Below are 26,399 nucleotides of genomic sequence, written 5' to 3' on the forward strand. Positions count from 1 at the left end.
CCAATGAAACAGGCGATCTACAAAACACATGGCAAGGCTGACGCAGTTGTTGAGCTCGTCGAGCTGGACCGCCCCGTTCTGGAAGCCGGGCAGACACGCGTGAAGATTCTGCGCGCCCCCATCAACCCATCGGACATTGCGCAGGTTGAAGGTGTTTATGGGTTCCAGCCGCCCCTTCCAGCTCCAGCTGGTATGGAAGGCATCGGCGAGGTAATCGAAGTCAATGGTGAAGGTCCCGAAGTCGGAACACTTGTTCTTCTTGCAGAGCCTCCCGGTGCCTGGCAGACGGAAAAGGTAATGAGCACCGCGTCTGTTGTTCCCGTCCCGCACGCCGACATCGACCAGCTGTCCATGTTGAGCGTGAACCCGGCAACCGCATACCTTTTGCTGACCAAGTATGTTGAGTTTAATGAAGGCGACTGGCTGATCCAATCCGCAGGCAACTCTGCCGTGGCAGGTCTTGTTGCAAGCCTCGCAAAGGCGCGCGGCGTGAAAGTCGCAGCAGTGGTACGGCGTGAAACAGCCGTGGCTGATGCGCAGGATGCGGGTGCGGACGCAGTGTTCGTCGATAGTCCAGACCTCGCCGAGCGCGTGGCAGCGGAACTGGAAACAGCCCCAAGGCTTGCTTTGGATGCGGTTGGTGGCAGCTCGCTTGGACGCCTCGCCTCGACGCTTCAAGCGGGTGGCACAGCCGTTATGTACGGCAATATGTCCGGCGAAGATGCGCAGCTTCCTGACTCAGCCGTGATCTTCAACGACGTCATCGTGCGTGGTTTCTGGCTGGTGCATTGGTTCAATACGGCCTCGGCCGAAGAACAGGCGCAGGTTTACGGCGAACTGACCGGCATGATCCTGCAAGGTACACTCAAGGCCCCCATCGATCGCATCTTCCCGCTTGAAGAGATCAACGCCGCATTGGCGCACACCATCAAAGGTGGACGCACGGGCAAGGTCCTGATCGCACCAAACGGCATCTAGACGCAAACCAAGGAGACGAGAGACATGACGGTTACACTATTCCACAGTCCCGGCACCCGCTCTGTCCGCCCGCTTTGGCTCATGGAAGAAATGGGTTTGCCCTATGATCTTAAGACGATCGGATATGACAGCGCCTATTTCGCGTCAGAACAGTTCCGGAAGATCAACCCGATGGGCAAAGTGCCCGCACTCTACGATGGCGAAACCCTCATCGCGGAATCGACCGCCATTCTGCAGTACCTCCTGCATCGCTTTGTTCCGTCGGAGTTTACTGTGACGCCAGACGATCCAGAATATGCAACCTACCTGCAATGGCTGCATATGGCTGAAGGTGGCATGGCGAACTACGTCGCTGTGTCATTTGGGCAGACACTGTCACAAGACCCCTACAAAGTGAGTGATGCGTTCGACGCTTACTGCCGCTACCAGGTCGAAAAGGCGTTGGGCATGCTCGAGACGCAACTGGAGGGGCAAGACTATCTGCTCAAGCGCGGGTTCAGCGCGGCTGAAATCTCGCTTGGCTATAGCCTGATTTTTGCTCAAGGCTGTATCAGCGCCACGTTTACACCACGGGTCGACGCCTATCTGGGTGGCCTCATGGCACGACCCGCTTTGCAGCGCGCCTTAGCGGATGTTCCCGAAAACCCCTTTGGCATGCTTACTGAAAGTGCTGCCTGATGACATCACAGTGTGCCCCGTCGCGTGACGTGCGATAGGGTCACCCATCGCTGGCTTCGAATGCGCAGCGGCTATCCCAGAACACCATTTAACAGCCCGGTCGAAAAAGCTGACATTTGCCGCAACGCAGAAGGCCGTCAATTTGGGCTCGCTGCTGACATCTGCCGCGCGCGCCTCTTGTGTCAGCGCGCAGCTCAAACCAGACGTTCCTAGAGTTACTTTACATGTCGTTGAATGGACGGTTGTGGTCTCTAGAGCTCACGGATGCGAGTTTTCTTAGTTCGAAGCATCTCAATTTGGCGGTCTGCTTCCTCCATCAAAAAGCTTAGGATCGCTGTTGGATCTGACCCAGTACTCAGCCGCTGATCCGTCAAGCTGCTCATGTCTCTTGAATAGCCCATCGACCAGCCTGGAAATCGGGTGTAACGGATCTCTTCTTCGATCAATGGACAGAAATTTCTATGGCGAGTGTCGGCTTTGATCTTGAGGACCAACATGTCTATCTCGTTTGCCGCCCCCTCAATGCACTGGAAATAGTGGCCCTTTGTCCGATGCAGGAAGCCGGTAATGCCATGTTGTGCATTGTGCGAGAGAGCTTCGCGCATGATGTCCAAGTCGTGAACGTCAAAAGGGGCATATCGGCTCTCACTAAAATAAAGGTACCTCTTCATTTCTTTAGTTTCCGTAACTTCCCCCACGGGACCTAGCGGTGGATTGCTCGCTTTCAACCTTTGGTTGGTTATCAGCGCAAGATGGCGCTTGGGCCAAGATCCGCCAAAAAGGAAGGAAGATGGTTTCCATCTGAACTTGGCAGCACACCGCGCCAGCGTCGGCCGCCAGCCCATAGCGGACATAGGCCCAATTATCATGCCGACTGCAGGCGGACGCTTCGGAAAGAGCGCCGTTTGTTTTTTCGGACCGACATAATCGAGACGTGTATAGTTCTTGCATGCAAGCAAGATTTGAAGACTTCCTGGAAGATATCTCACAGTGCTTTGTTCAAAAGGACGTATCGATTTGGCTGTTCAGATTGATCTTGCCATTTTCCATCATCACTAAGAACGGACAGGTTTTCCTCGATACCGAGCAGGCAGTGATAGATAATTTTAGCTACTACATCCAAGCGATGGAGGTCATGAACGTTAATTTCATCGATCGTACGCCCATCAATTTGGAGGACTGCCATGATGAGACCTGGCTTGGCACATTTCAGACGAGACTCTTGAGTTCCGGGGTCCTCACCACCGCCGCCTACACGTCGACAGCTTTGCTTCGGGTTCGGAGTGATCAGTTCTGTATGTCTTCAATGTTGAATGGGCGCGGTCATTCAGAGTGGACTGGAGTTGATCACGCTTAAGGATTGGCCAAACCTGTTCTTTCTTTCCGCTCAATGATCGGAGCGTGGCACGCGCTCTCAAGGGGTGACTGTCGCGCCTTCTAGCCCAAACCGGACATTGATTTTGGAAGGTCGTGTGACCTCTCAGCGTGGACTAAGTGAGCTTTCGCTGCGGATGCGCCAATGTCGGCTCTGAAAGCAGATGGCTCACAAACGGTGGTTTATCCACACGTATTCTAGGGGTGCTTCTGCCAGATGCACAGGAAGCCTGCTCAGAACTATCACCCAAACAAGATCGAAACGCTGATTTGGTGCCTGTGGTCTTCTCGAGAGATAATCCGAGTTTGAAGCACTTCAAACTATTCCATGGCAAGAACCGCAAGGTCTCTTTCTAGGCTAGGGATGCGTCGAATAATGCGGTCGAGCATCCGCCACGCGTTGCGTTTAACTCGCTGTTCTGGAGTGTTGAAGTTGCCGTCAACCTGTATGATCTCCGAGAAATTGGGCCAAGAAACAGCATGGCTTGACGAACGTAAAATACCGCCGACAAGCTTGGGCAGTTCTGCATCTGACAACTCTGCATTCGCAAATTGCCGGGCCAAACGACCATCCGCCATACTGTAGTTCAGGAACGCGCCCTTAGCGCGCGGATACAACCACGCTGGCAGATCACCAAGATATCCCTCGTCCACCAAATAAGCGGCAAACTTGCACCAGGCACGGTATTCGTCAAGGCCAGCACCACGGGTCACCGCGCGTCGTAACATAACGTCCAGCCGCGCGATGTCCTGCTGGTTCAAAGGCGCGCATTGAAGTCTCTTGATCAAATGCCGCTTTGCGTAGCCTGTTCGAAACAACATCACATCAGTTTCCAGAACCACTAAGGCAAACTCGACTAGATCGCGCCTGGGTTCTGGCCAAGCTGGCATCGATACATCTTCAATGAAGTGACGCGCACGCGAAATGATGCAGGTGCTTGGATCCGATGGAAAGGATTGGAAGCCGTGTCGTAGGCCAACTTCGCCAATTGCTTTCTTACATGGTGTGTAGTCGCAAGGACTTCCACCTGTACCAACCTCGTCAGCTGCTTCGCGAAAAACGCCTGTCCAACGCTCCACTATCTCGGGATAAAGTCTCAGTGCGCGGTCGGGAGCATCAGCCTCACGCCGTGCGCGGGCTTCGTCCTGCAGTTTGCGCAGGTGAACAGAGATATCACCGAAATTCACGGTTAAACCTTAGCACTTGAAATTCGGACCTTGATACTGGTCATGTAAAGGGTCGTACCATTAGCAGACGTTGGTCGCGGGCTCAGTCGATACTCGTTTCTTGCAGACTAGTTCCAGAAGTATCTCAGTGATTAACTCTATCTTTTGGGTATTGCCTTAACCTCACCCTCGGCGGTGGCAGCCGCCCAAAAAACGTATCAAACCTCCAAAGCCAGGAAACTAAACAGGTCTGATCGCAGCGATCAGGCCTGTTACATACTGCCTCGGAAGCATTCAGAAAGCCAACACCGACTAAAACCAGCAAGACATGTTGGAACTCTAGAAATGGGCGCCTGTTGTCATTTTCGCCGGGCAGTGCCGGGTTTACGTGTGCCCGGTCGGGAACAAAATCACTTTTCTGCATGATTTTTGGCGAACTTGGATAGTGCCGACATGCTGAGATGAAATCATCGGTCTTTTCAGTTGCATCGCAGCTCCTATCTCTTGAGTTGCGACTTCCAATGCATTTTCTGCCGCTGAGGTCAGGTTTCTCACATTGTTCTTTGCTGCGTAAGCGCAAAGGTCTTGGTAGAAACTGATAAGCCAATCGTCGTCCATCGTTATAGTCCCCATTCAGTCGCTTTCTTGCTGAACGAATGGAGACAATTGGTTAACAGTACTTAAACTCGGCTATGGTTGTGGATGGTTCAGTGAACAACCTTGTCGTGCTGATCTCGTCGCAACATGTTCAACGACAAAGGTGTTTGATCAGAAGTATCTCGCAACGCTTCCAAAACCTCTAGCAAAGCGCGGTGCGTGTGCACGTACCCATGCCTACGGGCTTCATCAGCTGCGACCAGTACTTGCCACTTTAGATCTTTGTTGTTTTTCATAGTTAACCCCCACTAAAGATGGGTTACGTGTGGTTCGCAAAATTTAACAACCAGTTAACAAAAAAATGTTTCAACCCTAGATGCGCAACATGCGGCTGATACTATCGATTTAGTAGGCGCGTATCCGCTTCTGCGCTACATATAGGATAACGATTGCGCACGATCGCGCCAACTAGGTTAAATTTCTGTCTAACTTTTCAGACACTCTTACGTCCAAACTGTCATGCAAACTGAGCAGTTTGTTAACGATTTCGAATTTTTCACAGTACTAAAGCAAATTGAGCAGCAAGAGCGATTCTTCGTTCAGAAGCCGGAGCACTGCTAGTGCCTAGCAATGTCTGCTTCGGGATGCGTGGACGACATTGGTTCGACGTGCGTCTAAGGTCAAGATTGAGCCCTCCCAACCTTACGCAGCAGTCGCAAAATAGTTGGCAGGGCCTGAGACGGCCTCGCCTTCACCTTGCGGCTGTGCTATTGGTTTCTTGCCAATCCAGACGGGCAGATGCCGCGGATCGCGTTCACTTGACGATCAGCAGATCATCCAGCTCTTTGCCTTTGGCCAGCGCCTCTTTGATCCAGTTCGGCTGTCGGCCTCTTCCGGTCCAGGTCATCGCGGGGTTTTCCGGGTGGCAATACTTGGGGGCAGACTTTGTGCCCTTTATCTTTGCAGCGCCTGTCAGCTCGCTCAGGGAAAAACCCATTTCTGCGGCTTTTGCCTCGACAACGGCCAGCGCTTCTTTACGTTTGCGCGCCTCATAGCTGTTGATGGCCGTTGTCGCCGCTTTCTGTATCTCTTTCAGCTCGTCCAGCGACAGCGCGTCCCAATTGATATCCATGTGTATGCGTCCCTTCATGTTTTGTGATCGGCTACGGGAATAGACGTGTTGGTGCAATAGCTTGGCGACACCTTGAGTTTTATTCAATCAAGGCGTGCGGGTTTTCGCCTGTCGCGGGTCAAAACTGTTCTAAATCATGGGCTTATTGATGCGGTTGCGCGTCAGTTGAGCGCGCGCGAACGGAGCCAGTACCTGTCTCCGCCGTTCCAGTTTTGATCCCTGACACCTCTTTTCAGGCGGCTAGGCAGCCGCGTTCACTTCTTTTGTCGGAGAAGCCGAGAGGCTTTTCCTCTTCTCTCTTAGCAAGCAAAACAGATCGAAAAGAAGCTTGCTTCGACTGGTTCCCGCTACGCGCGACCCTCCGCCAAAGGCAGAGCTTCTTTCGCCGATTTTTCTGCCCTTTTCTACGCCCGCCCCAATAGCTGCTTTCTTTGTCGGGCAGTCTCTGCATCCGACTCTAACGACTGAAGTAACAGCCCAAAGCGGACGTCCATTGTTCGTTGTCCCCGCCTTTCATATGCCACAACATTTCATCCATCGTCGAGTGGAACAATTCAACTAGCTCATCTACATCAAAGCTAACGTCAAATAGTGCACGTCTAAACTCTTCTTCGCTCATGGATAGCAAGCGTTCCAAATTTTGTTCCGCTAAGTCGAAAATCCAATGCTGATCCAAAACATGTCCCATGGGTTGCAGCTACGGCACATCCTTGGCAATCCCAGCCCGACGCGAAAGTTAACGCCTGATTTATTCCTTTCCCTTATGCGAGGAATTGCAACGAAGGGTGATTTACGCGTGGAAAAATCTCATCGCCAGATCGGATCCGAACTCAGAGTGTTGTCGGTGGTAGAAACGCAGTTCGTTGGTGTGATGAAGGAGCTGTCGGCGGAGTTGCATGACATGTTTTCATCCATGGGAACGTCCAAAGAGCAAGAGCAGGCCAAATTGCGTCTCGAAGAAGCGGTCATGTGGGCCACAAAGCACGTCGCGTTGAATGGCCATTGTAACGATCCAATACGAGAGGATTAAAAGTACGGACCTTGGCTCCAGCTAGGGATTGCCAACTGTGCCATCTCGAACCGACTTGCGGCCCCGTTCGAGAGCAGATTTGAGGGCCAGATCATCTGAAGAATTCCTCATTTGAGAGACTCCTATTCCAAGCGATAGCAACAGCCTAGCAGCAGCGTTTCCTAGACGTCTTTGACCCAAATTAAAGGTGCTTTCCGTTGATCAGGGACAGCGTTTCTCGGGAGTTAGCGGCGGATGCCGTCATCTGACTGACTTGGTCGTCTGACAGATGGCAAGCACACCGCGGACGTTGCAAATCTGCATGTTTTCTTTGGCATGAGTTAAGCGAGACGCTCAGATTTGAAATCGCGCTGGTGCCCAAGAACTGATGCGGGTGGTTGATTGCTGTTCGACCGACAGTGCTTTGTCGAAAGTGCGTTTTTGCATTGACCCCGTCTAACGGGGCATCCAACCGCTGGCTTAGCCCGGGTCGTGAAGCGCTTGAGTCTGTTGCGTTGGGAATTGAACAATTGCGCTGCACTGACCTAACTGATCGATCCTTCGCAAGGTTTTTTCGTCACCATCGTCTAACTTGACTTCCGTCTCTGCGACTTCCATCACGCCATCAAGGGCGAATGCAATTGAAGGCATCTGGTGTTCGTTCGCGAGGCGTTGCAGGTCCTCAATTGCGCTCAGTATCCAAGTCTTTTCCAAGCTTGCTTTTCCTCTTTGTTTCTTGGCGTGAGGTGCCTTGGCTAGGAGTGCCTTCGCCAATCTCTGAAACGGACTTACTAAGAGGTTAGTGGAAAAGGTTAACAGAGCGTTAACAAACACCCTTGAACCGCAGATCAGTGGATTGTGTGATCGCCGTTTGTAGAAAAATGTGGTGTCTGAACATCATCGCAGGTAGTCGAGCCAGTTTGTAGTAATCGAAGTACGGTCTCTAACGCCTTGCTGGTTTGAGCTAGTCCCTGGCGTTCAGCCTCGTCGGCAACACCCCACACCAGTTGCTCGAAGTCTTTCAGGTTTTTCATGGTCTACTCGCATTGTACTGTTTATGCGTCTGAGCGCCGTTAGTTAATAATTAGTTAACCAAGTTCGTTTTGAGGTTTGCCGGATACCGTGTCTTTGAGATGGAGCTAGAAATCCGACGGGAGCCATTTCTGCAACCGGCAATTAGCCAGTGCATGTCTTGCAAGCTAAGCTGACGATACAGCACTGCTAAACAGTTAAAGCGAATTGCGGAGCCCAGCTAAAACAGTGCCAGTGTAGCGCCCAAAGCAAAAATGAGGCAGAGACCAACACGACGACGCCAGCTGCGTCGCCTATTGTCTTTGGAAACAAGCAGAGAAACCTTTTCCGGAGTCATCCGTGTTTTTCCTTGTGTTGGCAGAACCCAATTGTGCGCCCAAGAACTGCGGATTCTCTGATCGGCTCATGGAATGATTTAGAAGATTGCAACAACGCGTCGTGCCTTGCGACCTTCAAGGCGTCATCAAAACCTGATAAAGATTGGTTTGGATGGTGTTTCACCGCTTTGATAGGAACGTCTGAGGGCTCAAACCGAACTTTGGGGTGGGTCGACTGTTACCCCATAGTCACATCGATACAAGGAAGGGTTCAGCGAAGAGGTGAGGCCGCGCACTGAGTTAAGTTCGCGCGACCTCACGAGCGCTGCGTCTGCTTGCCAAGCCATTTTATCTCAGAGCCCGCCGCAGAACTTTTCAATGCTACCAGCCCAAAGCGCACGTTAATGTGAGCAACGCGCAGTTGGTTCTGCGGACAGAGCGTTCTTTCAGTGCGACCAAGTGAGTTTAGCAGCTGTCGGTCGCTTGCCCTCTCGCTAAATCCTGTTTGTCAGCATAGCGCGCACCTGGCACACGCGGTTCGTTGTCTGAAAGAATGACTCTGGATACGCTCGCAAAGCACTGGCAGTTAATGTCTTCGGGTTGGCTCTCGCAAAACGATAGTTCTTGGTCAAAGACTGCTTCAAGTTCTACTTGAGTGAGGCCAGATGTGTTTGCGTTATCTCGCGTCGTCAACGACGGAAATGAAAAGACTAAGACTATGACTGCTGCACTGACCAAAACCGCATAAAACAGGATGCGAAAATCGTTTGGCATGTGCTCAGTCCTCTTAGTCGGGATCAAGCGTCACAGAGAAAACTTAAGATACAATTGAGCAATGGCCATCGTGTTGAGTTCGTTGCCTCGGGTGGTAGGCGATAGTTCAGCCGATATTGTTGAAAAACTCTTATTTTCGTCAAATTGGGTCAAAAACTTGCCTATAGAAGCCCTCTTCGAAAATTCGTTTAGGGGGTCGGCCTAAGACCAGCGTTGGTAGCGTGCGAGGCTCTCAGCGGCCCCACTAGGCACTTGGTTTCAAGTTGGTCGCCGCAACGGAATCCGACAGAAAAATGCAGCCGTCAGATTTTGGAGTTTTTCAACACAATCAGCCCAAACCAGACGTTCGTTACAATCGCCCGAGGATGGGTGTGCGAACTCTTCGGACACTCGCCGCATTTGGGTCAGTTTGAGCAAACTGAGAACAACGGTCATATGAGCTTGCCAGACTAACATCAGTTTCGGGCTGATAGCACCGTTGGTACAACGTGGGTAGGCGAACTCTCGCCTGTGTTACCCGAGTTTACCTGCACGTTAAGAGGTCATTAACGAACTTAGGGAGAAATTTACTCATCGTTTATGGAGGTAAACAAAATGCCTACAACAGAATGGTTCGAAACACAGGTCATGATTGCCGCTGAAGAAGCACGACGCGCTGGATTTAGCCAAACGTACTTAGCGCTTCTGGACGTGTTGCGCGCTTCGAGATATAGTGACGAGCGGATGATTGGTAGCCTGTCTAAGTCGCACCCTACCGTACCTTTGCGATATTCGTACAATAGCAACGAGGAGCAACTGATCACCGGCTCTACCAACAGTTGATTAAATCACCCTTTGGATAAAATGTAGACTAGCCGCGGATTCGGAAATGCAGAAACACGGTTGGATTATTGAGGTATGTGAGGATCTGAAAAAGTACGCCAAGAAGCACAATCTGGCCTATCTTGAAGGTCAGTTGGACACTGCCCTAACTGCCGCTAAACATGATGCTTTGTTGGCTCGGGTGGATACCGTGCATCACGCAAAGAGAGACTGTGCTGTGCTCGGCGCGAGCATTGGCGTTTGCAATCATCAAGCTACAGACATCCATGACACCGAGAGACACGCCACTGTTCGTTGCCAATGACAACCTACGTCCGAGCAGGCGTCGGCATGTTGGTGCATGTTTCATATTGGCTCTAAGCGTGGCCAATTTGATTTTTGAGAGCATAGTTGCGTTTCGCTACATCTTTTGAAGGGCTGTAGTCGAAGGAAACCCGTTACAGAGGAAATGCCAAAGGTACCCCTGCTCCAGCTTGTCGCTTGAACCAATCGAACACTGTTAGGGGAAGTTTGGTGTCAAATTCATGGGCAAGCGAGTGGGATGCCCTAGAGGCTTTCTTTGCGGAAAAGCTCTGACTTAAAGGCTTTAACGCAAGTGATGCTATTGTTCAAACCCACAATCCCCATCCTTGTGCTTCAGTTAGAAACCTAGCTCTTGCACTCCTTCCCGCAGCGTCGGCATTGAAGCTGGAGTGCAAGATAGATGTTCACCGCGGTCTCATCAGGCTGCTAGACTTCCGCGACGCCATCATTAAATTGACGATTGATTTGGCCGGTCTCGAACTCAAAGGCAAATCCACTAAAACCTGTGCTAACCCACTCAAATACTGGAAAATTGAGAGAGACCCGCTCTTTCAAGTAGACTAAGCGCCTTCATGGTGTTGCGCAGACTATGAACTCACCGTTCGATGGTAAAAGAGATCGTTAACCTTGATCAGGCAAGTTTTCCGCACTCAACAAAGAGGACGGAAACTATGATTCACTTTACTTACGGAGATGCTTTAGTATCCAAACCGGTTTTGGCACATTCAATGTTTCAGGATCGCGCAGAGCAGTTCAAAACGCGCTTAGGTTGGGACGTGACTGTTGACGAGTTTGGCGAAGAACGAGACGAGTATGATTTTCTCAATCCGTTATACGTCATCGTAACGGATGAGGATGGCCGACACGAAGCTTCAATGCGGCTGTTGCCCACAACCGGCAAAACAATGGTGAACGATCACTTTCGGGAAATCACGGACGGTGTGTCTATTGAAAGCCCGATGATTTGGGAGTGTACACGCTTTTGCACGTCGCTAAATGCACGACCTTATGCTGCAACCAAACTGATGGCAGCAGGAGGCAAGGTAATGCAGGAGTTCTGTATCAATCACTTTGTCGGCGTCTTTGACCGCAAAATGTTGCCAGTGTACCGCGTGATCGGCTGCGTCCCCACAGTAGTTGGATGGTCCCAAGGCGACTTCAACAAAATTGGGATTGGATTGTGGGAGTACGATGCCGACGACTACAAGCGTCTGTTGGATGGATGCGGCCTTACTTCAATTGAGATGGAGTTGTTTTTTGCGAACTCACAATTGGCCGTGGAGCAAGTGAAAGAACAAAACACCATCGCGGCTTAAGGGATGGTTGGACGGCAAAGTTCCGTCCAACTGCTCTTGCTTAAGCCTGCCGCGGCGCAACGCGTGCAGCTTGAGCGCACTCAATATAGGCAGAAAAAACGCTAAGCCAGCGACAGTTCCTACAACACGAACAGAGTTTAAAACCAGCATAAAAACTCCGCTTAATCTGGCTGCCAAAGTACGCTTCGAGTTGAGACTGCAATCAAGGAGTTAGGCCTGAAAGATACCAAGTATTTCGATCGCACGGGAAGATCACTACTTCACCAGTTTAGCGCGGTTTAGGTTTCAAAGAAGCGATACGCCTGCGTTCTTCTCCAGCCTCAACTTCCGCGACAGCAACACGTAAAACGCCGTACAATGCGTTCGTAACTTGTTCCCTGGAGTTTTGGTTTGTTAACTCTTGCAAGTTTTAAGTTACGGTTAGGATCCAATCCCTTGCACTGATGATTGCTCCCAGTTCGACATTCAAACGACCGGAAAGAAGGCTCACCATCTTCATGCGAAGTAGAATGCTCGGACTTAGCTTGGGCTTGGTCAAGGCGCCATCGTCTTTGAGGGTATCAATTCAAACACTGGAGAGCTCTATCAGCTTGTTTGGACCCCGAACTTTGACCTTGAAGCGTGGTATTGGGCCAATGGTGGCGGCCCTTCTTCTCCCAACGCATTTTATACTTCGGACCAAAGAGTGGACTGTGTGCGCTTTTCAAACCATGTCCTGAAGCGAGCCCTACAACAGGCCGACGTTGTCCGTGTTCTTTGGCGATAAAGGACAGTGTGGCTACAAGAAGCCTAGTGTAAACGGGTGCGCACAACCGTTTTTTAGCTACACCCTTTCAAGCCGCTGGCCTGTTCTCAAAGGACCCGCAGTCCATGACTCGATATCCTTGGCCCCACACGGTTTGTATGCAGTCCTGCTTCAAACCAGCCTCGCGCAACATTCGCCTGATCTGACAAACGTAAACGTCGACAATTTTTGGTTCGGGTGGCTCGTCCCACCCATAGAGGTGGTTGAACACCATTTCCTTGCTCACTGTTCGTCCACGCTTGAGAAAGAGCAGTTCTAGAAACTGGTGTTTTTTGTGCGGTAGATAGATGTCGCCGCCGTTTACCGAAAACGTGCCTGTTGATGTGTTAAATACTACTCCGCCGCAAGATATGGTTTCTGTTACGGCACCATTCGCAATACGGAGAATTGCGTCGCACTGAAGTTTTGTCAGGTGATCGTTGCCGCATTCAGGTATTACAATATCCGGCCCAACCCGTAGCCATTCAGTATGTCCGGTAGCCTGTTCTTGCGATGCTAAACCGATAACGACGGGAACGCTCAACCCCATTTTTGCATTTTGAGCAGCAGTTTTAACATCACTTTTTCTCGCACAGAGACCGACTAAGGCGGCTTGAAACGAGTGTGTGCCTTCAAAATCCAAGAGTTGTTCCGGATCCTCCGCACGGAAAATACTCCAAGCCTGGCCGACCACCTGCCTGTTTACTCTTGCAAACAGTTCATCTGATCCAAGAAACAATACGTTCATAATGATTCCTCCGAGTTGAGCGAAAGAAATCGTTAAAATGTAATTGGGTCACGTACATCAATGTGACTCCGACGTTACATCTGTGCCGCTGATCGGCGCTTAAGCAGCTGTTTTATTGTGTTTATTTTGTGTTGAGGTAAGATTCAATCACTTCCTGGTAGCGAGGCATTACGTCTGGGTCGCTAAACGTAACGCGAACCTCACGCATAGGATCGGACGGCTCTCTAGATGTTCGAGCGTTGGGGTGTGTGAAGAAGCGATCTGCCATCTCCATATCTCCAAGCGCGACGCTCGCAGCAAAAGCGAGCGAGTAACCTCGAGTATCACCTCTATCGATGATGGTCTGTGCCCGGCTTAAGGAAAGCGCGTAATCAGACTGCCTGAATGCATCCAATGCTAGCGGGATGATCATGTAGCCGGGCACATTGGGCTGCATGTCGATGCCTTCTTGCATTGCAACCACTCCGTTCTTCCAATCTCCGCCAAGTGCCATTTGCCATCCCAGTAAAAAGTGCGGCGCAGGGCGGGAAGGAGCAAGTTCTACAGCTCTTCGATATTTCTCAATTGCGCCAGGGCGGTCCCCTTGCGCGGAGAGAATGTTGCCCAATACCTCGTGTGCAAAAGCATCCGATGGCCTGATCCTGATGGCCTCCAAGGCGTAGCTCTTCGCTTTGTGTAAAATGGAGTTTTGTTCGAGACCACGTTCTCTGCTGCTCTCAAAAAAGAGGTTCAATGCCTGTGCGGACAAAAGTGTGGAATTTTGGGTTCCGTCCGCAATGGCCCTTGCCAGACAAGTTCTTGAGGCTTCTTCTGTTTGAGGGTTTTTCGTAGCGTCGAACACAAGAGAGACAATGAGACATTGATACTCGCTGGTGGTTACATCAACCTCGCCTTCCGCCTCCGATGCGCCGGCAAGAGCGGCTTGTTCTATGGTGATTGCTCCAGACGGGCCTGCAACTTCTTGTCCAATGCCAATGGTAGCTTCGGTTAAGCTTTTGTAGAAATCTGAAGTGCTATCGGCGATTGTTATTGTACGGGCGTAGACGACAGTCTCAGTCTTTTGAGAAGTGAGCTGTAGTCCAATGATTCCAGATTGGCCTTCAAACGTCGGACTAATAGCCAGCCGATAGCTGGGAGCAACTACTGCTGCGCTTCGCAGATCATCTGGGTTCAACGGCCCATCTCTCACAATCACTGTTGGAAGATGTGACAGATCAGCCAAAAGCTGTTGTCTAAAGCCTAATGCGAAATTTTCACCAGCTGAACCTTGGGGTAAGGAAATTGGCGCTACTTCGATGATAGGGCGATCAACCTGCTGTACATCGGGATCTAAGTCATCGATTGCGAACAACACTGCCAGAAAAACCAAGCCAATGACGGCGACCAATGCTGCTAGGTATCCCAGCCTCTTTTTGCCGTAAGACTTAGATGAGGTGACTGCCTGTTCAGTGTGGGTGGCTAGTTCGATCTTTGGTCTGTAGCTGCCTTTGGGTATTGTTATTTTGGGCTCACTTGGGTCCTGCGACCTTGCATAGTGGAGTTCCAACGCGTCCCTTAGTCGAGCAACTTCAACTCGGACGATGCTGTCGGTGGTAGGGTCAAAGTCTGCGCCTCGACCTAAGACATCCAGCGCGATTGCATAGGCCTTGACGTTTTCGCCGCGGCCTTGGAGCTCTTCGTTTACGAGGTACGCAAGGAGATCATATCTCCGTTTGCCCCCCTTCAGCAAAGACTGCGTTCTGGCCTTTTCAAGCCAAGCTAAAACTTCAGAATTCGCGTCGGATTGAGTCGCCATAAACAGCACCCCTTGCGTGGAGCTTAGCGTGCAACCCAGTTAGTGCAAATTGCATTTTTCACATAGATTGCCGCGGTTCCATTGGAAACAACGGATGTGACTTCGGCGTACGTACTACCACTCCCCAGAGAAAAGCGCGAAGTGCGGATCGCAGTTGGCGCCGCCGGATGCGTCGTTTTCCACACCAGAAACACAGGTTCTCTTCGTGCTAGAAACGGTTGATCAACAGGTCCCTCATTGGGACTGTCAAAAACCTCATGCCCTCGTTGTTGATCGCGACGAGGAGTTTGGTGCGCACGTAGTGAACGCAATGCGGGCACGTGGCATCTGCGCCAAACATGTTCGCACAGTTGACAACTTCCTAGACTGGAATTGTCGCGCGCGGGTCGATCTCGTCGCGTTGGAAGTCGACGCAATGGATCCGCAAACGCTCGACAACCTGCTTCTGCTACGCACTCACTTTGGCGAAGGACCTGTGACACGGATCGTGGCAGCGGCAAGCTTTGCGCCCGGTTCATTTAATCACCTTGTTGAACGGCGCGGTGCTGACGCTTGTATAGCTCGACGTCAGGACCCGCAGGCGATGGCGGAAGCTCTCGAGACCCAACTCCGCAAACACAGAACATAGATACACGCTGGCACGGCGGGCGCCGTTTGGGCAGAAAGACAAACTGATGGAACAAAAACTACGTGTTTCCTCTGCTAGAGGACGTTCGGATTCACCGGGGGTGCTACTTGCAGGCTTTTTGGCAGACGAAGCAGATGAAATTTCGCTTGCTTTCAAAAAGATGGGATGGGACACGCTCAACCTGCAGAAAGAAGCTGAAATTGAGCAAGCATTCTTTGCTCGCCGCTTTGATGTAACAGCTATCGATGCGGAGCATCTTGAAGTGTCAGCGCCGCACTTGATAGAACGTTTGCGACGTGCTCGTGGCCTTTCATCCGACGCAACGATAGTGGCCGTTGAAACGTCCGTTTTAGGAGAACTCCAAGAACAGCTTATGCGGTCCGGCGCAGATTTGGTAATCAGCAGACCAAGTGACCCAAAGCTTTATATGATCAACTTTACACGCGCCGCTACCTTGCGAATACAAAGTATTGGTAAAGAGATTTGAATCGCGTCGATTACGTTATGGCAAACCAGCTCGCGCTATATGAGGGAGATCATGCTGACGGAATTCGAAAGCTTCTTGGATGACATTTCTCGCTGCTTCATTCAGCGGAATGTTGACTTGTGGATGTCCCGTCTCACACTTCCATTTACGATCATCACGAAGGACGGACCTAATGTCTTGGAGACGCCAGAAGCCGTGATTGAGAACTTTGGCTACTACCTACAGGCCTGCGAGGTTATGCGTCTCGATCTCATTGTTCGGACTGTCGTTGCACTAGAAAACTGTCATGACGGCACCTGGCTTGGTACTTTCCAAACCCGCCTGTTGAGCAACCAAATTCTGGCAACTGCGCCGTATACATCCACCGCCCTATTGACCTTGCAAAATGATCACTTCTGCATGTCTTCTATGCTGAATGGTAGAGGTCACACCGACTGGACCAGCGCAACTGGTCTCTAGTACAGTCGCTCGTTGAGGTAGCAACTTGTGCGTCTGAATCCTGCTCACGTGCCCAACGCGGCTCAATCCAACTACGAGCACGGAACTCCAGTCATGCTCGTAAACTCCTGGTATTCAATGCCATGAGTGTAGTGGTGCTTTGGATAAGAAGCGATTTCGCGCTGCAGCGATTCTTGTGGCGGGTATGTCAGATTGTCCTGCAGACCCGTCACTGGCCCTTCAAATCCAAGGTCGGGTTTAGGGGTTAACCTCTAACATCAGCTGGCCACTTTAAGGTCTGAACACAACTCAAATAGAAGGACTTGAGTACTCAGTGTGACGCTAGCAACTCGCAAGGGATTCTCGGTCATGTCAGCTAAACCGTCATCCATCGCAGCCTCCATCATTAGCATGGCTTTTTGAGCGGTGGACGCGCGCTCAAACACATCCCACTCATCCAATTCAGCAAGCTGAAATACCCATAGAGCTGCACATTCCTTGGAGAGTTTGATGGGAAGGACACCTGCCGTCAGTGCGTATTCGAGTACATCGTAGATCGTGGAATAGTTCAGCGATGCAACAGGGCGATAGGTGCAGTGGAGCGATCTCTGTAGAAACTCTCCACGCCAAAGCAGATCGACTTGCTTTGGAGCGATCTCAAAGAAAGCCGCGATTTCGTCTCGACTAAGGGGAATATGCATTTTCTGTCCGTGACGGTTCCGATGATACAGCATCATCTTGCACACCGGTTCGTTTACAATTTGTGTAAAGGCATCACAGAAACGAACGCCGGACCTACTCAATGCTTGGTTTGCCTTGGACGCACCAAATACTAGCTTTCCTGCAGGCCGACGGTTGGGCAGGCATTGGATCAGATTTGAATTTTCGACGTGGCGGAACAAGAACCAGAACACCTGCTTTCCATGTGTGAAGACGAGTTCACATCCGCCAAGGCTGATGCCGATTTCGACGCTGAAGAGTTAAACAACCAATTCCGCTCTGCAGTCTCAGAGATCTTCTTCAAAGCGCATAGCCGCTTTGGATCGTTGGTGAATAGTTCTGTTTTGGTCGTCAGTGGTTGTTTATTGCATGTGTTCATCCTATGTCCACGGTATCCAAAATGGAGATTTCATGTCCCGGTAAGGAAGGGAGGCAGCGCGCCTCCCGGTGCACATCCAAGTTCTGAAATTGCTCCGTCACCCTGCAGCTGACGGACGATGGAGTCTGCACTCTCGCTTCTTACCATCAGCGCCCAAGCATTGCTTGTGCCAGAGACATGAAATGGACACCCAATGACACGGGATTACTCAGATTTCCTTCCGCCGCGCGCGCGCGACGCCGGATCAAGCACCAATCTCAACCCTCTTCAGGCACTGGGATGGCGACCCTTCTTCACCCAGCAAATCAGTGTGGACGATTTGACTGCGACACCTCCGGCTCGCGTCGTCGAAGTGCATCGCAATGGGTTGCACGTCCTCGGAGAAAACATCAATACAGTACTTCCTCCCAGACCGGATGTGACGGTCGGGGACTGGCTGATGTTGGATACGTCGCACCCACGATCCAGTCGAGTTCTCGGGCGGACAAGCCTCATCAAGCGGCGCGCACCCGGTACTGACCGGCAGGAACAACTGATCGCGGCGAACATTGACACGGCCTTCATCGTCACGTCCTGCAATCAGGACTTCAACGTGGCACGACTCGAACGCTATACCGCACTGGCGTTCGACGCACGGATCACACCCGTCATCGTTCTCACAAAGACTGACCTCGTGACAGACACGCAAAGCTACATCGAAGCGGCCCGCTCTGTGTCGGAGATGATCGAAGTGGTTGCGCTTGACGCCCGTGGAAACGCGCCCCGGTCCGAGCTGACACCGTGGTGCAGGCCCGGCAAGACGGTGGTGTTCCTCGGCTCCTCCGGCGTAGGGAAATCGACGCTGACCAATGCCTTGCTCAAAAGCCAATCCATCCAGACCCAGGCCATTCGCGAAGACGACGCGAAGGGTCGGCATACGACAACGAGGCGCGAGCTTCATGCCATGTCCAATGGCTGTTTAATCCTGGATACCCCCGGCATGCGGGAGTTGCAGCTCACCGATGCAGCGGTGGGGATCAACGACCTCTTCGCCGATATCCAGGAGTTGGCCGCGCGCTGTCGGTTCAATAACTGCCAGCACGAGACCGAGCCGGGATGCGCTGTCTTGAAGGCCATTGAAGAGAGCGTGCTCGACAGCAGTCGCCTGGGCCGTTGGCGCAAGCTCATGGCCGAAGACGCTCACAACTCCGCCAGTCTTGCTGAGCGCAGGTCGCGTGACAAGGCGTTCGGCAAGATGGTTCGCGACGTCAAGAAGCTGAAAGATGTCAGGAGGTAAGACGATGACGCATTCGAAAGTCGGTCAAATAAACTGGCATGACCTTTTCACATCAAACAGAGACAGTTCGATGGAATTCTACGGGCATGTTGCCAACTGGACATATCAGGTTGAACGGGCGACAGATTTTGTCTGGGGTTGCGGCAAAAAGAATTTCATCCTTACCCTTTCCGGTGACGAAGCAGGCGCCAGATTGGCCGAGACACCTTCGAGCCAGGAAAATGGCTGGATCGCTTACGTCGAGGTCCCAGATGTGGATGCGGTGGTCAAGCGTGTCGACAGGCTCGGAGGCAAAATCATTCGTAAACCGTTTGAGGTGCCGGGGGTCGGTCGCAATGCGCTCGTCCTCGATCTGCTCGCTGCGCTTTTCGAGCTTTCGCTATCACGGCACAGCTTCCCCGTGCCGCGCAGGCAGTTCGGCCCTGAAGTGTATGTCAGCAACGGGAATGAGTTGCTGCAGGCGTTCTATACCGAACTTTTCGGATGGCAGGTCTACTCCCAAGATAAACATGGGCTCCTCGCGCCTTCCGGCGAACCGGTCGCAGTTGAACAAGCCGCGACCTGGCCCGCCGGTTCGAACGCAGCTTGGGTGCCAAGCGTCAAGGTTGCTTCAGTCTTCGATGCTCGCCGTCTTGCTGAAACCAACGGGGCGCGTCCGACTTTTGTGCATGTCGATGAAATGGTTCAATCTTATAGCGGCATCATTTGTGATCCAGACGGCGCGCCGTTTACTCTCGACGTCGAGCAGACAAACAGTTTCTAGCAGTTCGCTTAGTCTTCATCGGAACGTCGCAAAGCGGACATTTGTGCGCTCTGAAGCATATGTCACTGTGGGCTCTCCGCGTGCATCCGCTGCGCCCGGCACCGACGGCTCCCAGCCCAAAGGAGACATTGGATCAGGCAGGTTAGGTGACCGGAGTCGGGACAAAGCGGCCTTGCGCAGTCGCGGCTGTTGCTGACGCAGCATTCGTTCGCACCCGCAGCACCGTTTCTTTTGCAGTGCGGCAGCGTCGTCAAAGCGGTCATTCACAGGCACAAAATTTGCCTGAACCCAGACCACCCTTTCGCCGCACGTCGTTCCAACTAACCAGACGCGGGACAAAGCAGCCGCTGGTATTTCAGTTTTCGATGTCCGCATTTCTACAGGAAGCGCCCTTTGAGAAGATGCGCTGACAAAGATCGACATCCATTCATAGTGTTTGGAATTGAACGGACGGAGAGCGAGCTATCAATCAACTCCCAAATGTAGTTTGGTAACTGCTAGAGTTAAAAAACCACAACCTTTGGGGGGCGTGAATATGACTTCTGAACAAATACTCGCCGTTCTATCTGCATTGCTTGGAGAGCCTTCCGACCGGACAGCTTTTGAAGCTCAATTCGCGGGTGGAGCCAATACGCGCTACCCCGTCGAAATCACGCCTTGCACGCGCCCAGTTGCCCCGGAGGAGATCGATGGTGAAACGGTAGTGTGCGGCACGGTAGCCGTGCCTGAGGAACACGGAGATCCTGAAGGCAGAACTCTGAACCTTAGCTTTATTGTCTTCAGGGCTCATTCTCTCGCTCCCGCGGAAGATTCTGTTGTTTATCTTCATGGCGGACCTGGAGGCGGTTCGGTCGAATCCGTGCGCTCGCTTAGCTTTTTTTGACCATCTGCGTGGGCGCAGGGACATCATCGCATTCGATCAACGCGGCGTCGATGCAAGCGCGCCAGATATGGATTGCTTTGGGACTTTGGCCGAAAACCTTGAACCCATCGTCGATCAGTTGGGCGGCGCAGACCTGCCTCAACTCGAAGAGACCCTTGTCCGCGACTGCATCTCGGAATTGACGGAGCGGGGCTTCGATCTGCCAATGTTCAATACGACCCAAAATGCGTTGGACGTGCGTGCGGTGATGTCTGCACTGGGTTACCCGGAATACAGTATCTACGGGGTGTCTTACGGCACCAAACTGGCGCTGGAAGTAATGCGTTCCGCGCCAGAAGGTGTGCGTTCGGTCGTGTTGGACAGTGTCGCGCCACCCCAAGTCGCTCTCTATGACACTCTGTTCGTCCCACACACCGAGGCTATCATCAACACTTTCGCGCCTTGTGAAGCGGATCCCACTTGTTCTGAGGCGTATCCGAACATCACAGAACGGTTTTTCGGCCTTCTTGAGGACTTGGAGGCGCGTCCGTTGGAAGCTTCGGGGATCGAGATCTCCGGCCAAACGCTCTTCAGCATTTTTGCAGCGAGAAACGACTGGTCGGATCCGACGACGCGCGGCTTCACGACTTACGCGCCAGCATTGGTCGGCGAGCTTGAGGACGGAACAGTGGACCTCCTCACCCAGATGCTCGACGGTGACCTTCCACCGCAGCCCTCTGCAGAAGCGGTGTTGGCGGGGGCACCGGACCTGAGTGCCGAGGAAAGGGTTCTGGCGCAGGCGGCAATCAACGCGATGTCACAAATGGAGTTAGCATCCGACACTGCGTCCTCAGCGTTGGAGCAGCTTGAAACGGACCGCGACCGAGATCTCGCACCGGCGTCTTTGGGCGAGTTTCTGGACGATGCGCTTGAAGACGCATTGGCGGGATTGTCTGAGCGGGCGGACCGCTTGGAGTTTGCGCGGGACTACTTAAACCTCAGGTTCGAAACACCAAGTGCAGGGGCGTTGCTGGACCTTGTCCGCACTCATTTTGATGAGGCGACAGCCGGGAGATTGGCGTCTTTGATTGCTTTGCTTGACCAAGCGGATGTCGAGCGGGTGTTCAGGTTAATCGCAACGGACAATGCAGCTTTGGAAACCGTTATGGAGGGTGAGTTTGAGCTTATGCTTTACGCTTGCCAGGAGGATTTTGTGGATGGGTTTAATTCAGCCGCCGGATATGGCGCCGTTGTCGCTGAGTTGGGGTATGGGCCGCTCGTGACAGCAGCACTCGCAGATCTGCCGAGCCTCTATGGCGATTGCGGCCTATTCACGCCGGTACCCCGCGACAACTACCTTGAGCCCGTCGTTTCTGACATTCCAGTGTTGGTCTTTTCGGGTGAGATTGACACGCAGACGGCATCGTCTTGGGGCGCCTTGGCCGCGGAAACGTTGTCCAACAGCCAGTCATTTCTATTCCCGGAAACCGGACACGGGGCCCTCGTGTTTAGTCAGTGCGCCCGCGATATTGGCGAGGCATTTTTGGAGAACCCGGGGGCGAACATCGACGGCTCTTGCGTTTCGGCTTTACGATTGCCGTACCTGATGCCGGATGGCAGCCTGCATAATGTTGAGAATTGACGCCGCCTTAAGCGAATGGAGAGTTTTTTGAAGACCTTAATCACAGCAACGGCTTTGGCGATTGGCATCGCGATGCCTGCCCATGCCTTTGATCGTCAAATGACCGCGGCCCTGCGCCTTTGCCATGATTATTTGTGGGATGTTCCCAAATATGCCGACCTGCCAAACGCAGCGATTTCCGTGTTTCCCGGTATCTTCGATGATCAAAGCATTGTCGTTTTCTGGAATGTGTATTGGGACAAACCAATAACGCGCGCAGCAGGCAATTGCACCATCATTGACGGCGCGTTGGAGGGCTTTGAAGATTATTTGACGCAGGAATAGGACTGGACAAGTGCCGATATTTGCAAAGATTTGGCCCGGATCGCATCCCTGATGAGGCGGTCAGCGAGGTACTGGACTACGGCTGTGCTTCTCATCGCGGCGGGCAGTCTGTGGCTTGCATCTCGTCCCCTGTTAGAAATTGAAACACTTGGGGACGTGGCGGAGAACGCGCTTCCGGTTCCGGCGCCACTGAACGCATCGGAGATAGAGCAACGCCTTCTGGCCGTTGGCCTTCACCCGACCGGTCAGCTCAGCGATCTGGGTGTCGAGGATCACTTGGCGCGATTGGAGGCAGGTGAGGTCGACGCGGCAACACTGGGCGCATATGCCGATGCCATAGAGGCATTGTCCGCAACGAGCGCGGATCGCGGCCAAGCTTTGCCACCGACGCTTTGGGATGTGAGCACGCCTGCGCTTCGTGACGCAGGTTGGACTGTTTACACGCTGACCGAAGCCCTGGCCTCTGAAGAAGGGGCTGTTCATGTCGCACTTCTATCTGATGCTTACGCGGCCTTTCTTGAACATCGGCCTAATGCCTTGGATGGCGCTCTCGCGCTGTTGCCACTCTCCCGTGCCTATGTTGACACACTGCCAGAGAGCGCGCGGGCCGAACGAGAACGTCATGCTCAAACCGACGGACAGGCAACTCTGCTGATCTGGCAGGCTCTTTTGTCAGGCACAAGCCGGCACAATCCATTGACGCACCGCCCCCTGTGGAGCCATGGCTATGTCGGCCACTTTAGCGTGCCGCATATCCACCAATATGCAACGGGCGAAGGCCTGACAGCGAGCCAGGTTTGGGGGGTCGAGGGGTTTAATCCCGTTTTCGTCGGCCCCCCGACCAACAGCAATCAAGTAGAGCATTTGGGCATTAGCGCATTGCTCCAAGGCGTGGCGCATGTGCCGGGCGCAGTCTTGACCGCCACAGAGTCATTCGAAGTCTTCATCGACCACGAGGACCCAGCTGCTGCGCAAGCGGATAGGGCCTTAAACGAAGCCGTGAGAACAGTGCTCCTGCCCCACATAGCGGGTGATCCGGATGCGCTGGTCAGCGCCTTGGCGGAGGCACTCCGCTAGGCACACGCCGCGTGTCGTTGGTAGGGGTTTTGGGATAATGCGTGGCGCAAAATGGCGCCACGCAGCCCGCGTCATTCGCGTTCGGAGCTGTTCTGCTTTGCCCCCTCGGAGATAAAGAAGGCCAACGCACCCGCAACACCCAAACAGATCGGCAGCACACTCAACGCGGTTGCATAATCCTGTGCCTTTGCGTCCAGCAGTCCACCCACCAACGGTTGAAAGATCAGGGCTGACCCAATCCCGATCATGTTCACGAACGCAACAACCGTGCCCACATGCGCGGCGTCCTGCCCATCCTTCGCAGCGGCAAAGGTCAACATCTGTGCGCCGCCCAAAACGCCCGCGACAAACAGCAAGGCCGAAAGAACCGTTGGCGATTGCGTGGGGGACAGCAGGATCGCCAACCAGACCGGCACCGCCGCCCAAGACGCAAGGCAGATGATCCACTTCCTGTGCCCAAGCCGATCAGACAACGCGCCCGCGCCAACGCTTCCCACGGCCATGCCCCAGAAAATCATGGAAACGGCGGTTTCCGCGCCAACCGTGGACAGGTGATGATCCGCCAAAAGCTCGGCATTGCCCCACAATCCGCCGAAGACGTTGACAGGGACGTACATCAGGGAGCCGATCACCGCGATCAACCAGACCGAACGGCTGCTGGCCACTTCCAGAACTGGCGTCAGGATGGGCGGCTTTGCGCCACTGCTGTCTGATGTTGGTGCTTTTGGCAAAACCAGCCATGCCAATACAAACAAGGCAACCCCAACAACCGATGTCGCCACAAACGTTGTGCGCCATCCAATGGCATCAATAACCTGGACCAACAGCACAGCACCAACAGCTGTGCCAATCATTCCAAGGGCGTTCACACCACCTGACAACAGCGCAAACCGGTCAGGGCTGAAGAGGTGATTGACCACGTAAAGCGCGCCCACAAAAGCAAACGATGCGCCCAAGCCTGTCAGCAGCCTGCCGAGAATGGCCACATATGCGGACTCTGAGAGCCCCGTGATAAGAACACCGCTCGCACAGACGAGGATGGCAGGTAAAACCATTCGGCGCACCCCGTAGCGGTCGAGCAAGATGCCGACGACAATTTGCATCGGCGCGTAAATCCAAAAGAACACGCTTGAGAACAGCCCAAACCCGGCATTCGACAATTCAAGGTCCTCGCTGATGCCGCGTGCCGACAGGCTCGGTTCAATTCGGGCCACAAATTCAAAAAGATAAAACAACGCGGCGACGAGCAGCGCTGCAAATGCGATGGCTTGGTCTCTCTTCAAGCCTCAGTACCTCACTTCGCTTTACTCAACTTCGCATGGCAAAAGGGAGCATTGGGACGACTTTGGTGGAGTGCCTTCATCTCGAAAACAGACTGGGTCACTTTTGCTTATATTCTCTCCAACTCGCAAAAAAAAGCAAACGATGAGCTGCTGGGTGTATCTGACAGCGGTGTTGCGGCGTTCCATGAGCATCTAGAGTGCTTCGAAACGATTTGTGCACCTACACAGTTGCAAAGACATGGATGGTCTCTGAAGGGGACGTTCAAGGCAGATGCAGCATTTGGGAGGTTTGGGCTATCCACCAGCTTTCGCCGCCGAACGACCCATAGCGGCTCCGCAGGTGCCAACGGCAATGCATCGTGAAATGCGTCGATGGATCAGAGTGTTGGACAAATCGGCAGATGACCGACAATAACCCCAGTCAACAACGCGCCTTGCCGCAATAGCATTGGGCCGTTCTGAGCCCAATTTGCCTGATGCTGCGCAATCGATGAATGGCGGCTTTCGCGGGTAACAATGCGGGCAGACTTCCTTCAAGCTTTGCTGGATTAAGTGGCTTTGCCTTCACTCGCTGGTATTGGACATCTCGAGCAAACCTTAGCGTCGCAAAGGCGGCAAAGCGTGCGCCGGTCAGAGATCGTCGTATCCATAGAGATCAGGATTTTGCTCAAGAGACTGTCGAACAACTCCCGCTCTTGTTCAGAGAGAGGCACCAGCAATGCGTCCAAGGCTGATAGACGGCCTTGCAGCAGTTTGTCGCGAACACTCTGACCCTGCTCGGTAAGCCGCAACGCAACCGCGCGTCTATCCTTTCCTTCGCCACGTTCAACAAGACCATCTGCAACCAGCCTGTCAACAAGCCGCACCGTGCCTGGGTGCGACAAACCCAAAATGCGACGCAGCCCGTCATTCGATAGTCCGCTCCCGTGTCCGATGACCACCAGAGCGGCCGGTGTTTCGCCGACGCGGCCCAGAATATTGCGTGCGACGTCCTCTATACGGTCGGCGACTGCAAGACCAAGGACCCCGAGAAGATTGGCTGTTCTGTCTGTCATGGCAGCACAATATGTGCGCTGTGCACGATTTTCAACTTGACGATATGTGCGGAGCGCACGTATTTCTGAACATGCGAATGTGAAGTGAGTTGGGAGGCGCGTGCGATGGCGGCAAAGCAGAACAAATCCTTAGATCCAGCTAGTGCCGTACAGCCGGACCGAAGAGTTTTTTGCCCGATGCAGAGCTCCGTTCTCCATCACGTCAGCCTCTTCGTCTCTGACATGGAAGTATCAACGCGCTTCTACACGGAAGGGCTTGGTCTTACCCTGCGCGAAGAGTTCGAAGACATAATCGGGCTGAGAGGAGCGCACCGCTTTCCGTTTACAGTCGCGAGTATCTTTCTTGAGGCAGGTGAAGGCCGATACATCGAACTACACCCTGCCGGTGATGGGGAAATGTCTCCGCCCGGGTTTCCTATGAACCATCTGGCGATCGCCGTCCTCGACGTGGATGCCGCCTACGCGCAAGCCCTCGCCTTCGGAGGCGCTCGGTTCGATATCCCAATTCCGAATGAAGAATGGGATGGAACGCCGTTGGACGTGATCATGTCCGGCCCACGACCGGAACCGATGCGGATGGCCTTTCTGCAAGGGCCGAGCGGCGAGCTGATCGAACTTTATCAAGCCTCAAATATTTAA

27 protein-coding genes are annotated in these 26,399 nt (G+C 53.0%); 13 read left to right on the forward strand and 14 right to left on the reverse strand.

Annotated elements, in window-relative coordinates; translation table 11 throughout:
- Positions 1-3 precede the first annotated feature (3 nt).
- Both ACMHLQ_RS01390 and ACMHLQ_RS01395 read left to right on the forward strand, forming a co-directional pair.
- The gene (locus ACMHLQ_RS01390) at positions 4-978 is read left to right on the forward strand and encodes a zinc-dependent alcohol dehydrogenase family protein (RefSeq protein WP_415400740.1); all 975 of its coding nucleotides are present in this window, start codon (positions 4-6) and stop codon (positions 976-978) included.
- A gap of 24 nt (positions 979-1,002) precedes the next feature.
- Positions 1,003-1,656, forward strand: a complete 654-nt coding sequence (locus tag ACMHLQ_RS01395; RefSeq protein ID WP_415400741.1) for a glutathione S-transferase family protein — start codon at positions 1,003-1,005, stop codon at positions 1,654-1,656.
- A 251-nt stretch (positions 1,657-1,907) separates the two neighbouring features.
- Here the strand turns inward: ACMHLQ_RS01395 and ACMHLQ_RS01400 are convergent, their stop codons facing one another.
- From ACMHLQ_RS01400 to ACMHLQ_RS01425, 6 genes are all read right to left on the reverse strand, one after another.
- A complete protein-coding gene (locus ACMHLQ_RS01400; RefSeq protein WP_415400742.1) occupies positions 1,908-2,645 on the reverse strand; it encodes a BLUF domain-containing protein in 738 nt (245 codons plus the stop codon).
- Entirely contained in the window at positions 2,642-2,842 is a 201-nt protein-coding gene (locus tag ACMHLQ_RS01405) for a hypothetical protein (protein ID WP_415400743.1), read from the reverse strand. Before ACMHLQ_RS01405 ends, ACMHLQ_RS01400 begins: the two co-directional genes overlap by 4 nt.
- 509 nt (positions 2,843-3,351) lie before the next feature.
- Positions 3,352-4,218: a hypothetical protein gene (locus tag ACMHLQ_RS01410; RefSeq protein ID WP_415400744.1), complete on the reverse strand. Its 867-nt coding sequence runs from the start codon at positions 4,216-4,218 to the stop codon at positions 3,352-3,354.
- A 363-nt stretch (positions 4,219-4,581) separates the two neighbouring features.
- Positions 4,582-4,815: a hypothetical protein gene (locus tag ACMHLQ_RS01415; protein ID WP_415400745.1), complete on the reverse strand. Its 234-nt coding sequence runs from the start codon at positions 4,813-4,815 to the stop codon at positions 4,582-4,584.
- A 793-nt stretch (positions 4,816-5,608) separates the two neighbouring features.
- Positions 5,609-5,926, reverse strand: a complete 318-nt coding sequence (locus tag ACMHLQ_RS01420) for an H-NS family nucleoid-associated regulatory protein (RefSeq protein ID WP_415400746.1) — start codon at positions 5,924-5,926, stop codon at positions 5,609-5,611.
- 457 nt (positions 5,927-6,383) lie between these two features.
- The gene (locus ACMHLQ_RS01425) at positions 6,384-6,545 is read right to left on the reverse strand and encodes a hypothetical protein (protein ID WP_415400747.1); all 162 of its coding nucleotides are present in this window, start codon (positions 6,543-6,545) and stop codon (positions 6,384-6,386) included.
- A 45-nt stretch (positions 6,546-6,590) separates the two neighbouring features.
- On the opposite strand from ACMHLQ_RS01425, the gene ACMHLQ_RS01430 reads away from it, so the two are divergent.
- Complete coding sequence (locus tag ACMHLQ_RS01430; protein WP_415400749.1) at positions 6,591-6,956, forward strand: hypothetical protein; 366 nt, start codon at positions 6,591-6,593, stop codon at positions 6,954-6,956.
- A 459-nt stretch (positions 6,957-7,415) separates the two neighbouring features.
- Here the strand turns inward: ACMHLQ_RS01430 and ACMHLQ_RS01435 are convergent, their stop codons facing one another.
- From ACMHLQ_RS01435 to ACMHLQ_RS01445, 3 genes are all read right to left on the reverse strand, one after another.
- Positions 7,416-7,709: a hypothetical protein gene (locus ACMHLQ_RS01435; protein ID WP_415400750.1), complete on the reverse strand. Its 294-nt coding sequence runs from the start codon at positions 7,707-7,709 to the stop codon at positions 7,416-7,418.
- Between the two features lie 74 nt (positions 7,710-7,783).
- Positions 7,784-7,969 (reverse strand): hypothetical protein, encoded by a 186-nt coding sequence (locus ACMHLQ_RS01440; protein WP_415400751.1) that lies wholly within the window; start codon positions 7,967-7,969, stop codon positions 7,784-7,786.
- A gap of 780 nt (positions 7,970-8,749) precedes the next feature.
- Positions 8,750-9,058 carry a hypothetical protein gene (locus tag ACMHLQ_RS01445; protein ID WP_415400753.1) on the reverse strand — a complete coding sequence of 103 codons (309 nt, stop codon included), beginning with the start codon at positions 9,056-9,058 and terminating at the stop codon, positions 8,750-8,752.
- 1,730 nt (positions 9,059-10,788) lie between these two features.
- Between ACMHLQ_RS01445 and ACMHLQ_RS01450 the strand changes: the two genes are divergently transcribed.
- A complete protein-coding gene (locus ACMHLQ_RS01450; RefSeq protein ID WP_415400754.1) occupies positions 10,789-11,499 on the forward strand; it encodes an acyl-homoserine-lactone synthase in 711 nt (236 codons plus the stop codon).
- Positions 11,500-12,332: 833 nt separating this feature from the next.
- On the opposite strand, the gene ACMHLQ_RS01455 is transcribed toward ACMHLQ_RS01450, so the two are convergent.
- Both ACMHLQ_RS01455 and ACMHLQ_RS01460 read right to left on the reverse strand, forming a co-directional pair.
- Entirely contained in the window at positions 12,333-13,031 is a 699-nt protein-coding gene (locus tag ACMHLQ_RS01455) for a winged helix-turn-helix domain-containing protein (protein ID WP_415400755.1), read from the reverse strand.
- Between the two features lie 121 nt (positions 13,032-13,152).
- Positions 13,153-14,826 (reverse strand): tetratricopeptide repeat protein, encoded by a 1,674-nt coding sequence (locus tag ACMHLQ_RS01460; protein ID WP_415400756.1) that lies wholly within the window; start codon positions 14,824-14,826, stop codon positions 13,153-13,155.
- A gap of 154 nt (positions 14,827-14,980) precedes the next feature.
- Between ACMHLQ_RS01460 and ACMHLQ_RS01465 the strand changes: the two genes are divergently transcribed.
- From ACMHLQ_RS01465 to ACMHLQ_RS01475, 3 genes are read left to right on the forward strand one after another with little or no spacing between them, the layout of a single operon-like run.
- Positions 14,981-15,454 carry a hypothetical protein gene (locus ACMHLQ_RS01465; RefSeq protein ID WP_415400758.1) on the forward strand — a complete coding sequence of 158 codons (474 nt, stop codon included), beginning with the start codon at positions 14,981-14,983 and terminating at the stop codon, positions 15,452-15,454.
- Positions 15,455-15,500: 46 nt separating this feature from the next.
- Positions 15,501-15,941: a hypothetical protein gene (locus tag ACMHLQ_RS01470; RefSeq protein ID WP_415400759.1), complete on the forward strand. Its 441-nt coding sequence runs from the start codon at positions 15,501-15,503 to the stop codon at positions 15,939-15,941.
- 51 nt (positions 15,942-15,992) lie between these two features.
- Positions 15,993-16,400: a hypothetical protein gene (locus tag ACMHLQ_RS01475; RefSeq protein ID WP_415400760.1), complete on the forward strand. Its 408-nt coding sequence runs from the start codon at positions 15,993-15,995 to the stop codon at positions 16,398-16,400.
- 257 nt (positions 16,401-16,657) lie between these two features.
- Here the strand turns inward: ACMHLQ_RS01475 and ACMHLQ_RS01480 are convergent, their stop codons facing one another.
- A complete protein-coding gene (locus ACMHLQ_RS01480) occupies positions 16,658-17,293 on the reverse strand; it encodes a hypothetical protein (RefSeq protein ID WP_415400761.1) in 636 nt (211 codons plus the stop codon).
- Between the two features lie 378 nt (positions 17,294-17,671).
- Between ACMHLQ_RS01480 and rsgA the strand changes: the two genes are divergently transcribed.
- From rsgA to ACMHLQ_RS01505, 5 genes are all read left to right on the forward strand, one after another.
- Positions 17,672-18,754, forward strand: coding sequence for a ribosome small subunit-dependent GTPase A (gene rsgA, locus ACMHLQ_RS01485; RefSeq protein ID WP_415400762.1), 1,083 nt, complete (start codon positions 17,672-17,674; stop codon positions 18,752-18,754).
- A gap of 4 nt (positions 18,755-18,758) precedes the next feature.
- Positions 18,759-19,517 carry a VOC family protein gene (locus tag ACMHLQ_RS01490; RefSeq protein ID WP_415400763.1) on the forward strand — a complete coding sequence of 253 codons (759 nt, stop codon included), beginning with the start codon at positions 18,759-18,761 and terminating at the stop codon, positions 19,515-19,517.
- Between the two features lie 815 nt (positions 19,518-20,332).
- Positions 20,333-22,021, forward strand: a complete 1,689-nt coding sequence (locus ACMHLQ_RS01495; protein ID WP_415400764.1) for an alpha/beta hydrolase — start codon at positions 20,333-20,335, stop codon at positions 22,019-22,021.
- 15 nt (positions 22,022-22,036) lie between these two features.
- Positions 22,037-22,345 (forward strand): hypothetical protein, encoded by a 309-nt coding sequence (locus tag ACMHLQ_RS01500; protein WP_415400765.1) that lies wholly within the window; start codon positions 22,037-22,039, stop codon positions 22,343-22,345.
- 84 nt (positions 22,346-22,429) lie between these two features.
- Positions 22,430-23,422, forward strand: a complete 993-nt coding sequence (locus tag ACMHLQ_RS01505; RefSeq protein ID WP_415400766.1) for a hypothetical protein — start codon at positions 22,430-22,432, stop codon at positions 23,420-23,422.
- Positions 23,423-23,493: 71 nt separating this feature from the next.
- Here ACMHLQ_RS01505 and ACMHLQ_RS01510 read toward each other — a convergent pair whose 3' ends face one another.
- Both ACMHLQ_RS01510 and ACMHLQ_RS01515 read right to left on the reverse strand, forming a co-directional pair.
- Complete coding sequence (locus tag ACMHLQ_RS01510; RefSeq protein ID WP_415400767.1) at positions 23,494-24,636, reverse strand: MFS transporter; 1,143 nt, start codon at positions 24,634-24,636, stop codon at positions 23,494-23,496.
- Between the two features lie 617 nt (positions 24,637-25,253).
- On the reverse strand, positions 25,254-25,760 hold the full coding sequence (locus tag ACMHLQ_RS01515; protein ID WP_415400768.1) for a MarR family winged helix-turn-helix transcriptional regulator: 507 nt from the start codon (positions 25,758-25,760) through the stop codon (positions 25,254-25,256).
- A gap of 105 nt (positions 25,761-25,865) precedes the next feature.
- On the opposite strand from ACMHLQ_RS01515, the gene ACMHLQ_RS01520 reads away from it, so the two are divergent.
- A complete protein-coding gene (locus tag ACMHLQ_RS01520) occupies positions 25,866-26,399 on the forward strand; it encodes a VOC family protein (protein WP_415400769.1) in 534 nt (177 codons plus the stop codon).

This window comes from Tateyamaria algicola (assembly GCF_047715485.1).
Taxonomy (GTDB): Bacteria; Pseudomonadota; Alphaproteobacteria; order Rhodobacterales; family Rhodobacteraceae; genus Tateyamaria.

Excerpts from the sequence above, each read along its gene's own strand:
- ACMHLQ_RS01500 (WP_415400765.1), top strand. The coding sequence starts at position 22,037 with ATGGAGAGTTTTTTGAAGACCTTAATCACAGCAACGGCTTTGGCGATT.
- ACMHLQ_RS01515 (WP_415400768.1), bottom strand. The coding sequence starts at position 25,760 with ATGACAGACAGAACAGCCAATCTTCTCGGGGTCCTTGGTCTTGCAGTC.
- ACMHLQ_RS01405 (WP_415400743.1), bottom strand. The coding sequence starts at position 2,842 with ATGGCAGTCCTCCAAATTGATGGGCGTACGATCGATGAAATTAACGTT.
- ACMHLQ_RS01390 (WP_415400740.1), top strand. The coding sequence starts at position 4 with ATGAAACAGGCGATCTACAAAACACATGGCAAGGCTGACGCAGTTGTT.
- ACMHLQ_RS01440 (WP_415400751.1), bottom strand. The coding sequence starts at position 7,969 with ATGAAAAACCTGAAAGACTTCGAGCAACTGGTGTGGGGTGTTGCCGAC.
- ACMHLQ_RS01470 (WP_415400759.1), top strand. The coding sequence starts at position 15,501 with ATGGAACAAAAACTACGTGTTTCCTCTGCTAGAGGACGTTCGGATTCA.
- ACMHLQ_RS01475 (WP_415400760.1), top strand. The coding sequence starts at position 15,993 with ATGCTGACGGAATTCGAAAGCTTCTTGGATGACATTTCTCGCTGCTTC.
- ACMHLQ_RS01415 (WP_415400745.1), bottom strand. The coding sequence starts at position 4,815 with ATGGACGACGATTGGCTTATCAGTTTCTACCAAGACCTTTGCGCTTAC.
- ACMHLQ_RS01420 (WP_415400746.1), bottom strand. The coding sequence starts at position 5,926 with ATGGATATCAATTGGGACGCGCTGTCGCTGGACGAGCTGAAAGAGATA.
- ACMHLQ_RS01490 (WP_415400763.1), top strand. The coding sequence starts at position 18,759 with ATGACGCATTCGAAAGTCGGTCAAATAAACTGGCATGACCTTTTCACA.
- ACMHLQ_RS01460 (WP_415400756.1), bottom strand. The coding sequence starts at position 14,826 with ATGGCGACTCAATCCGACGCGAATTCTGAAGTTTTAGCTTGGCTTGAA.
- ACMHLQ_RS01445 (WP_415400753.1), bottom strand. The coding sequence starts at position 9,058 with ATGCCAAACGATTTTCGCATCCTGTTTTATGCGGTTTTGGTCAGTGCA.
- rsgA (WP_415400762.1), top strand. The coding sequence starts at position 17,672 with ATGACACGGGATTACTCAGATTTCCTTCCGCCGCGCGCGCGCGACGCC.
- ACMHLQ_RS01425 (WP_415400747.1), bottom strand. The coding sequence starts at position 6,545 with ATGAGCGAAGAAGAGTTTAGACGTGCACTATTTGACGTTAGCTTTGAT.
- ACMHLQ_RS01455 (WP_415400755.1), bottom strand. The coding sequence starts at position 13,031 with ATGAACGTATTGTTTCTTGGATCAGATGAACTGTTTGCAAGAGTAAAC.
- ACMHLQ_RS01430 (WP_415400749.1), top strand. The coding sequence starts at position 6,591 with ATGCTGATCCAAAACATGTCCCATGGGTTGCAGCTACGGCACATCCTT.
- ACMHLQ_RS01520 (WP_415400769.1), top strand. The coding sequence starts at position 25,866 with ATGGCGGCAAAGCAGAACAAATCCTTAGATCCAGCTAGTGCCGTACAG.
- ACMHLQ_RS01395 (WP_415400741.1), top strand. The coding sequence starts at position 1,003 with ATGACGGTTACACTATTCCACAGTCCCGGCACCCGCTCTGTCCGCCCG.
- ACMHLQ_RS01450 (WP_415400754.1), top strand. The coding sequence starts at position 10,789 with ATGGTAAAAGAGATCGTTAACCTTGATCAGGCAAGTTTTCCGCACTCA.